The following is a 9,288-nucleotide window of genomic DNA, read 5'->3' as shown; positions in this document are numbered from 1 at the left end:
CGCCCGGCTGCCCGCCGCGGACGTGTACGTTCCGCCGCGTTCACCGGAGGCGATGGCGATGCCGCCGGCCGGGCCCTCGGTGCGGGAGTTCGTGCGCCCCGCCGCGCTGCTGCCGGCGACCGCGTCCGCCGCACAGGTGCGGGCGCTGCTGACGGGGGCGCCGGAGGTGTCCGGGGTGCTGCTCGTGGACCGGGCCGGGGTTCCCGTGCGGTCGGTGCACCGGTCGCGGTTCCTGCTGTCGCTGTCCGGGCGTTACGGGCACGCCCTGTACGCCGACCGGCCCGCCGCCAAACTCGGGGACCCGCCCCGGACGGTGGGGGTGAACGCGACGGCCTGGGAGGTGCTGGACGTCGTGGCGGTCGGCGACCGGGGCCGCACGTCGGACGACGTGGCCGTGGTCGACGAGCACGGGCGCTGCGTGGGCGTCGTACGGCTGGCGGATCTGGTGCGCGCCCTCGCCGAGACCCGGGTGGAGGAGGCGGCCGGGCTCAATCCGCTCACCAGGCTGCCCGGTTCGGACGCGGTGACCGGTGAGGTGGACCGGCGGATCGCGGCTGGCCGGGCCTTCGCGTTGAGCTGGCTGGACGTGGACCACTTCAAGCAGGTGAACGACGGGGCCGGCTTCGCGGCGGGCGACGAGCTGATCCGGACGATCGGGCGTGCTCTGCAGCAGGCGGCGACCGGCAGCACACGCGTGGGGCACATCGGCGGGGACGACTTCCTGGTGCTCACCGATCCGGAGGCGCTGGATCCGCTGGCGTGCACCGTGCTGGACGCGCCCTGGTCGGCCGGTGGCCGGCCGGTCACCCTGTCGCTGGCCACGATCCTGTGCGTGCCGGGGAGCGTGACGGACCACCGGCAGGCCGCGGCCTGTCTGGCTCCGCTGAAGAAGGCGGCGAAGGCCCTGCAGGGGGCCAGCTGGGTGCTGGGCCGGGCAAGCGAGGCGGGTCACGAGGTCCGCCGCGGCAGCGCGAGAACACCGGCGCCGGCCGGCTGAGACCGTCACCGGAAGGGAACGGCCGTAGCAGGGCGTGGGGAAGCCTGGCCCGGCAACGGTTGCGGTCCGCGACCTTGACGCCCCCCGGGTGCCGGTGAACACTTCCGGTGTCAGTCGACATCGCCGTACATCTCGGTGTTTTCCGGCACGCCGCTGCTGGGGCCCTCGTGCGTCAAGGCCCACTCCCCCACGGGCGATTCGGCTGCGACGGCACGCTCGTCACGGACGCCGGGCGGGGCGCGGGACCATCCTGCCTTCGGCCGACGTAGCCATGGGAAACGCACCCTGCACGTGAGGTCCGGGGCCTTGATCGTCCCGGGCCGGGGCCTAGGAGCCGCCATGAGCAATGGAGATGTTTTCGTCGGGGAGATCATCGGCACAGCGATCCTGATCCTGTTCGGCGCCGGTGTGGTCGCGGCGGTCGTACTGAACTATTCGAAGGCGAAGGACGCCGGCTGGGTGGTCATCGCGTTCGGCTGGGGTTTCGGCGTGATGGCCGGGGCGTACACCGCCGCCCCGCTGTCCGGTGGGCACCTCAACCCGGCGGTCACCCTGGGGATCGCCATCGACACCGGGGACTGGGACCAGGTCCACGTCTATGTCGCCGGGCAGATGGTCGGCGCGATGCTCGGCGCCTTCCTGTGCTGGCTGGTGTACTACGCGCAGTTCCGGGCCAACGCCGAGGAGGACATCGCTCAGCCGACGCTGGGGATCTTCTCCACGACTCCGGCGATCCGCAATCCGGTCGCGAACCTCGTCACCGAGATCATCGCGACCATCGGCCTGGTGCTGCCGATCCTGGCCTTCGGACTCACCGAAGGGCTCGGCGAGTCGGGCACCGCGATCCTGATCGTCTCGTTCCTGGTGGTCGGCATCGGCATGTCGCTCGGCGGCCCCACCGGATACGCCATCAATCCCGCCCGTGACCTCGGCCCGCGCATCGTGCACGCCCTGCTGCCGATTCCCAACAAGGGCACCTCGGACTGGGGGTACGCCTGGGTTCCGGTCGTGGGGCCGCTGATCGGCGCGGCGCTGTCCGGGCTCATCTTCAACGCTGCCTTCTGAACGAACGGACGAAGGGGACGTCATGACGGACAAGTTCGTCGCCGCGATCGATCAGGGCACCACCTCCAGCCGCTGCATCATCTTCAACCAGGACGGCGCGATCGTGGCCGTCGACCAGCGCGAGCACCGCCAGATCTTCCCCAAGCCCGGCTGGGTGGAGCACGACGCCACCGAGATCTGGTCCAAGGTACAGGCCGTGGTCGCCGGGGCGATCGCCAAGGCCGGCCTGCGCGCCGACCAGCTCAGCGCACTCGGCATCACCAACCAGCGTGAGACGACCGTTCTGTGGGACCGCGCCACGGGCAAACCCGTGCACAACGCGATCGTGTGGCAGGACACCCGTACGGCGGCCCTCTGCAACCAACTGGGCGGCTCGGACGGGCAGGACCGCTTCCGGGAGCAGACCGGGCTGCCGCTCGCGAGCTACTTCTCCGGACCCAAGGCGGCCTGGCTGCTCGACAACGTGCCCGGGCTCAGGGCTCGCGCGGAGAACGGCGAGATCGCGTTCGGCACCATCGACTCCTGGCTCATCTGGAACCTGACCGGCGGCACGGACGGGGGACGCCACGTCACCGACGTGACCAACGCGGGCCGCACCATGCTGATGAACCTGGAGACGCTCCAGTGGGACCCGGCCATCCTGTCGGCGATGAACGTGCCCGAGGTGATGCTGCCGGAGATCAGGTCGTCCGCCGAGGTCTACGGCACCGCCGTGGGCCAGCTTTCCGGCGTGCCGGTGGCGTCCGCGCTGGGCGACCAGCAGGCTGCCGTGTTCGGGCAGGCCTGCTACGACGTGGGCACGGCGAAGAACACCTACGGCACGGGCAGCTTCCTGCTGCTCAACACCGGCAACCGGCCGGTGCCGTCCAAGAGCGGCCTGCTGACGACGATGGGCTACAAGATCGGCGACGAGGCGCCCGTCTACTGTCTGGAGGGGTCGATAGCCATCACGGGTGCGCTGGTGCAGTGGTTCCGCGACCAGCTCGGGATCATCCGCAGCGCGGACGAGATCGAGCCTCTGGCGGCGAGCGTGGACGACAACGGCGGGGCGTACATCGTGCCCGCCTTCTCCGGGCTGTTCGCCCCGTACTGGCGTTCCGACGCGCGCGGGGTGGTCACAGGCCTCACCCGGTACGTGACGAAGGCTCATCTCGCGCGTGCGGTGCTGGAGGCGACGAGCTGGCAGACCCGTGAGGTCGTGGACGCCATGTACCAGGACTCCGGGGTGCAGATCACCACCCTGAAGGTCGACGGCGGCATGACGAAGAACAACCTGCTCATGCAGCACCAGGCGGATGTGCTCGGTGTGCCGGTGATCAGGCCCCGGGTGTCCGAGACGACCTGCCTGGGTGCCGCCTATGCGGCCGGACTGGCCACGGGCGTGTGGAACGACCTGGACGAGCTGAAGGCGCACTGGCGGAAGGACGCCGAGTGGACGCCGGGCATGGAGGCATCGGTACGGGACCGGGAGTACCACAACTGGCGCAAGGCGGTGGAGCGGAGCTTCGGCTGGGTGGAGGAGGGCGACGGCTGATCCACGCGCGCGTGGGAGTTGGCTGACCCACGCGCGCGCGGGGGCCGTGCCTCCGGACCGCGGCTCGCACTCCGGTCGGCGGGAGTGCGGGCCGCACCCGCGTGCCTGCCGCCGGGATGCGGCGGCGTTCCTCGTCAGGTGGTGACCGTCTCGCGGCGTTGCGCCGCCTGCCTCATGGCGTGCTGGACGACTCCGATGAGGACCTCCTTGACCGACTCGCGGTCCCGGGCGTCGCACATCACCAGGGGTACGTGGTCGTCGAGGTCGAGGGCCTGGCGGATGTCCTCGGCCGGGTAACGCGCGGCGCCCTCGAAGCAGTTGACGCCGACCAGGAACGGTATGGACCGCCGCTCGAAGTAGTCGATCGCCGCGAAGCAGTCCTCCAGCCGGCGCGTGTCGGCGAGGACGACCGCGCCCAGGGCGCCCTCGGAGAGCTCGTCCCACATGAACCAGAACCGCTCCTGGCCGGGGGTGCCGAAGAGATAGAGCACCAGGTCCTCGCGCAGAGTGATGCGCCCGAAGTCCATGGCGACGGTGGTCGTGCGCTTGGCCTCGACGCCGCTGAGGTCGTCGACCGGGCGCCCCGCCTCGGTGAGCAGTTCCTCGGTGCGCAGCGGCCTGATCTCGCTGACCGCGCCGACGAGCGTGGTCTTGCCCACGCCGAAGCCGCCGGCCACCAGGATCTTGAGCGTGACGGGCTCGACCGGGGGCTTGCCGCGCTCAGAACGCCCGAAGATCATCGATCTCTTCTCCTGCTTGATGGGGGTCGGGCGGCGGGCCGTATCCTCCGCCGCCGGGGGTTTCGATGACGAGTACGTCGCCGGGGCCGGCGTCCGCCGAGTCGCTTCCGGCGAGTTCGGTGACGGTGCCGTCGGCGCGCTGGATCCGGTTGGCGCCGAGCGCGCCCGGTTCGCCGCCCGCCATGCCGTACGGCGGGATCCTGCGGTGCTGGGACAGGGTGGAGACGGTCATGGGCTCCAGGAAGCGGATGCGGCGCACCGCACCGTCCCCGCCGCGCCACCGTCCTGCGCCGCCGCTGCCTCGGCGTACGGAGAACTCCTCGAGGCGGACGGGCAGCCGCCACTCCAGGACCTCGGGGTCGGTGAGCCGCGAGTTGGTCATGTGGGTCTGCACGACGGCCGCGCCGGGGAAGCCGTCGCCCGCGCCCGAGCCCGAGGCGACGGTCTCGTAGTACTGGTGGCGTGCGTTGCCGAAGGTGACGTTGTTCATGGTGCCGGAGCCCTCGGCCTGGACGCCGAGCGCCGCGTAGAGGGCGCCGGTGATGGCCTGGGACGTCTCCACGTTGCCCGCGACGACGGCGGCCGGCGGTTCGGGCGCCAGCATGGAGCCGGGCGGCACGATGATCCGCAGGGGGCGCAGGCAGCCGTCGTTGAGCGGGATGTCGTCGGCGACGAGCGTGCGGAAGACGTACAGGACGGCCGCGTTGACGACCGAGAAGGGCGCGTTGAAGTTGGTCGGCAGCTGCGCGGAGGTGCCGGTGAAGTCGATGGTGGCGGAGCGGCTCTCGCGGTCCACGCGCACGCGTACACGGATGACGGCACCGGAGTCGGTCTCGTAGGCGTACTCGCCGTCGTCGAGGGCGTCGATGACACGGCGTACCGCTTCCTCGGCGTTGTCCTGGACGTGCCTCATGTACGCCTGGACGACGTCGAGACCGAAGTTCTCGATCATGCGGCCCACCTCGTCGACGCCCTTCTGGTTGGCGGCGATCTGGGCGCGCAGGTCGGCGAGGTTGGTGCCGGGGTTGCGTGAGGGGTGGGGGGCCTCGGTCAGGAGGCGGAGGGTCTCCTCCTCACGGAAGCGGCCGTTCTCGGCGAGGAGCCAGTTGTCGAAGAGGACGCCCTCCTCCTCGATGGTGCGGCTTCCGGCGGGCATGGAGCCGGGGGCGATGCCGCCGATCTCGGCGTGGTGGCCGCGGGAGGCGACGTAGAAGAGGACCCGTCGGTCACTCTCCGTGCTGTCGGTGGGGGCGGTGTCGAAGACCGGCGTGATCACGGTGACGTCGGGCAGGTGGGTGCCGCCGTGGTACGGGTCGTTGACGGCGTAGGTGTCGCCGGGGCGCATGGCGGGGCCGCGGCGGCGGATGACCTCTTTGACACTGGTGCCCATCGAGCCCAGGTGGACGGGGATGTGCGGGGCGTTGGCCACCAGGTTTCCGTCGGGGTCGAAGAGCGCGCAGGAGAAGTCCAGGCGTTCCTTGATGTTGACGGACTGGGCGGTGGACTCCAGTCGGGCGCCCATCTGTTCGGCGATGGACATGAAGAGGTTGTTGAAGACCTCGAGGAGAACCGGGTCGACTTTCGTGTCGAGATCGGAACTCTGCGTGACCGCCACGCGTTCCATGACCAGATGCCCGTCGTGGGTCGTCGCGGCCCGCCAGCCGTCGTCGACGACGGTCGTGGCGCCGGCCTCGGTGATGATCGCCGGGCCGGTGACGGTCTCGCCGGGGGGAAGGGCCTCACGGCGGTGGAGGGGTACGTCGCGCCAGGTCCCGCCGGTGTGGAGGCGGACGGTGACGGGCGCTGTGGGGTGGCCTTCGTAGGTGGCGAGGGCGGAGAGATCGGGGGGTTCGGTGATGCCGGTGGCTTCCACGGAGAGGGCTTCGACGACGATCGGGCGTTCGAGGATGAAGGAGTACGTGGCGCGATGACGTTCTTCGAAGGCCCGGCGCATCGTCTCGGGCTCGGTGAGTTCCACGGTGAGGGTGGTGTCGGTGCCGTCGTAGCGGAGCTGGGCGCGGCGGGTGACCTCGATGCGCTCCTCGGGGACGTCCTCGGCCAGGAGTTCGTCGCGGGCGGCCGTTTCGAGGTCGTCGGCGGTCTTGTGCACGCCGGGCATGGCGGTGGGCGCCAGGGGCGCCTCGACGGACTGCTCACGCATGGCCGTGGTGTCGGCGAGGCCGATGCCGAGCGCGGAGAGCACACCGGCCATGGGCGGGACGAGGACGGTGCGGATGCCGAGGGAGTCGGCGACCATGCACGCGTGCTGGCCGCCGGCGCCGCCGAAGGTGGTGAGGGCGTAGCGGGTGACGTCGTGGCCCTTCTGCACGGAGATCCGCTTCACCGCGCCCGCGATGTTGGCGACGGCGATCTGCAGGTAGCCCTCGGCGACCTGCTCGGGGGTCCGGTCGTCGCCGGTCTGCTCGCGGATCTCGCGGGCGAGGGCGGTGAAGCGGTCGCGGACGAGGGCGGTGTCGAGGGGCTGGTCGCCGTCGGGGCCGAACACGTGGGGGAAGTGGTCGGCCTGGATGCGGCCGAGCATGACATTGGCGTCGGTGACCGCGAGCGGGCCGCCGCCGCGGTAGCAGGCGGGGCCGGGGTCCGCGCCCGCCGAGTCGGGCCCCACGCGGTAGCGGGAGCCGTCGAAGTGGAGGACGGAGCCGCCGCCCGCGGCGACGGTGTGGATGTCCAGCATGGGCGCACGCAGGCGCACGCCGGCGATCCGGGTGGTGAAGACGCGCTCGTACTCACCGGCGAAGTGCGACACATCGGTGGAGGTGCCGCCCATGTCGAAGCCGATGACGCGGTCGAAGCCGGCCAGCTGCGACATGCGGGCCATGCCGACGATCCCGCCGGCCGGGCCGGACAGGATGGCGTCCTTGCCGCGGAACTGCCCGGCCTCCGCGAGTCCGCCGTTGGACTGCATGAACATCAGCCGCACGCCTTCGAGTTCGCCGGCGACGCGCCGGACGTAGCGGCGCAGCACGGGCGAGAGGTAGGCGTCGACGACGGCGGTGTCCCCGCGCGGGACGAGCTTCATCAGCGGGCTGACCTCGCTGGACAGCGAGATCTGCGGGAAGCCGATGCGGGCGGCGAGCTCCCCGACCGCCTGCTCGTGGGCGGGGTGCAGATGGCTGTGCAGACAGACCACGGCGACCGCCCGGATCCCGTCCTCGTACGCCTGCCGCAGCGGCCCGGCGAGAGCGGCCAGGTCGGGCGCCTGGAGGACTGTGCCGTCGGGGGCCATGCGTTCATCGACCTCGACGACCCGTTCGTACAGCTGCCCGGGCAGCTCGATACGGCGGGCGAAGATCTCAGGGCGGTTCTGGTAGGCGATGCGCAGGGCGTCGCGGAACCCGCGGGTGATCACCAGCAAGGTGCGTTCGCCCTTGCGTTCCAGAAGGGCGTTGGTGGCGACCGTGGTGCCCATGCGGACGGCCTCGACGGAATCGCCGGAATCGTCGAGCAGGGCCCGGACGCCCGCGACGGCGGCGTCGGAGTAGCGGGACGGGTTGTCCGACAGCAGTTTGTGGGTGAGCAACCGGCCGTCGGGGCGGCGCGCGACGATGTCGGTGAAGGTGCCGCCCCGGTCGACCCAGAACTGCCAGCCTGCCACGTCACTACTCCGCTTCCGCGCCACTCACAGCGCCCGGAGGCCGTTGATCACGTCGCGCAGAATACTCTCGTCCGGCAGCTCCGCAGGGGGTACCGGCCGGTTCACATGGACGAATTCGGTGTCGACCAGATCTCCGACCAGGACCCGTACCACTCCTATCGGCAGGTCGAGTTCGGCGGAGAGCTCGGCGACCGTCTGCGGGGTCTCGCGGCACAGTTCGACGATGTCCACGTGCTCGGGGGCGAGTGTGGGGTCGGCCTCCGGATCGTCCGCTTGGGGTTCGGTGACGACCACCGCGATCAGATCGAGGCGGTGCTGGGCCGCACTGGTGGTGCGGCCACGCGTCATGGCGTACGGACGGACGACCGGCCCGGCCTCGTCGTCGAACCAGTGGCTTCTTCCCTGACCGTCAGCGCTCATGTCATCCCACTACCCGCCCGAGGGCAGATCGGTACGCGGAGCGGCGCCCAGATGTGCGCCGACCCGCTTCACGAGCAGGGTCATCTCGTAGGCGACCTGCCCGACGTCCGAGTCGGCGTCCGCGAGGACGGCGAGGCAGCTGCCGTCACCCGCGGCCGTGACGAACAGGAACGCCTCGTCGAGTTCGACGACGGTCTGGCGTACGTTGCCGGCCTCGAAGTGGCGGCCCACGCCCTTGGCGAGGCTGTGGAATCCGGAGGCGACGGCGGCCAGATGCTCGCTGTCCTCCCTGGTCAGGTCCTTGGAAGCCCCCGTGGGCAGGCCGTCGCCGGAAAGCACGATGGCCTTGCGGATGCTCGCGACGCGGTCCACCAGGTCGTCGAGGAGCCAGTTCAGCTCCCCCTTGTCGGCTGCGATGTGGCCGGTCGCCTTCGGTGCGGTCATCGACCGTCCCCCTTTGTCGTTCCTTGTGGTGCTGTGCCGCTGTCGATGTCGTCGCCCGCGGCGTTCTCCTCACGGCCGCGCTGCCAGCCGCGCTGGAGCGAGGCCATGCGGCTGCGTACTTCCTCCGCGTCCCGTTCGACGGGCTGGGAGGTGTTGTCGCCGTCGCGTCGTCCGGTGCTGCGCTTGAGCTGCGGGGCGAGGCTGGCCTGCCGTACACGCCGGGGCAGTGCCGCGGTACCGGGCTGTGAGGCCCCGGCATCCGGGGTGCGTGAGGGCGCCCTGCCGGTGTCCGGCTGCTCCTGGGTGCCGTCCGCCGCGGCTTCGCCGTCGGTCGCCCGGCCGGCTCCCGCCGGGACATCGTCCGTCGCCCGGCCGGCTCCTGCCGGGGCCTCGGCCGGGCCGCTCGGCTCGTCCGTGCGGCGGCGGTTGCGCTGGGGCAGGCCCGGGAAGAGCTGGGCGCCCTCGCGCCCAG

At 71.2% G+C, this 9,288-nt stretch carries 7 protein-coding genes and 1 pseudogene; 3 read left to right on the top strand and 5 right to left on the bottom strand.

Going from position 1 to position 9,288, the window contains the following annotated elements:
• The 3 genes from N4P33_RS28620 to glpK form a co-directional block, all read left to right on the top strand.
• Nucleotides 1-997 (top strand): diguanylate cyclase (locus N4P33_RS28620; protein WP_260829744.1); only part of this gene is annotated, 997 nt, incomplete at its 5' end.
• A 339-nt stretch (nt 998-1,336) separates the two neighbouring features.
• On the top strand, nt 1,337-2,062 hold the full coding sequence (locus N4P33_RS28615) for an MIP/aquaporin family protein (RefSeq protein WP_260829743.1): 726 nt from the start codon (nt 1,337-1,339) through the stop codon (nt 2,060-2,062).
• A gap of 22 nt (nt 2,063-2,084) precedes the next feature.
• Nucleotides 2,085-3,596 carry a glycerol kinase GlpK gene (glpK, locus tag N4P33_RS28610; protein WP_260829742.1) on the top strand — a complete coding sequence of 504 codons (1,512 nt, stop codon included), beginning with the start codon at nt 2,085-2,087 and terminating at the stop codon, nt 3,594-3,596.
• A 134-nt stretch (nt 3,597-3,730) separates the two neighbouring features.
• On the opposite strand, the gene N4P33_RS28605 is transcribed toward glpK, so the two are convergent.
• The 5 genes and pseudogenes from N4P33_RS28605 to N4P33_RS28585 form a co-directional block, all read right to left on the bottom strand.
• Complete coding sequence (locus N4P33_RS28605) at nt 3,731-4,336, bottom strand: ATP/GTP-binding protein (RefSeq protein ID WP_260829741.1); 606 nt, start codon at nt 4,334-4,336, stop codon at nt 3,731-3,733.
• Nucleotides 4,317-7,952, bottom strand: coding sequence for a hydantoinase B/oxoprolinase family protein (locus N4P33_RS28600; protein WP_260829740.1), 3,636 nt, complete (start codon nt 7,950-7,952; stop codon nt 4,317-4,319). Before N4P33_RS28600 ends, N4P33_RS28605 begins: the two co-directional genes overlap by 20 nt.
• Nucleotides 7,953-7,976: 24 nt before the next feature.
• On the bottom strand, nt 7,977-8,372 hold the full coding sequence (locus N4P33_RS28595; RefSeq protein ID WP_260829739.1) for a DUF742 domain-containing protein: 396 nt from the start codon (nt 8,370-8,372) through the stop codon (nt 7,977-7,979).
• A 9-nt stretch (nt 8,373-8,381) separates the two neighbouring features.
• Nucleotides 8,382-8,816, bottom strand: coding sequence for a roadblock/LC7 domain-containing protein (locus N4P33_RS28590; protein WP_260829738.1), 435 nt, complete (start codon nt 8,814-8,816; stop codon nt 8,382-8,384).
• Nucleotides 8,813-9,288: pseudogene (locus N4P33_RS28585) on the bottom strand (histidine kinase); the annotation flags it as partial. The gene N4P33_RS28590 and the pseudogene N4P33_RS28585, both read right to left, overlap by 4 nt.

Origin of the sequence: Streptomyces sp. 15-116A, assembly GCF_025290915.1 — a bacterium.
Classification (GTDB): Bacteria; Actinomycetota; Actinomycetes; order Streptomycetales; family Streptomycetaceae; genus Streptomyces.
This window is presented reverse-complemented; position numbering and strand designations above follow the sequence as displayed.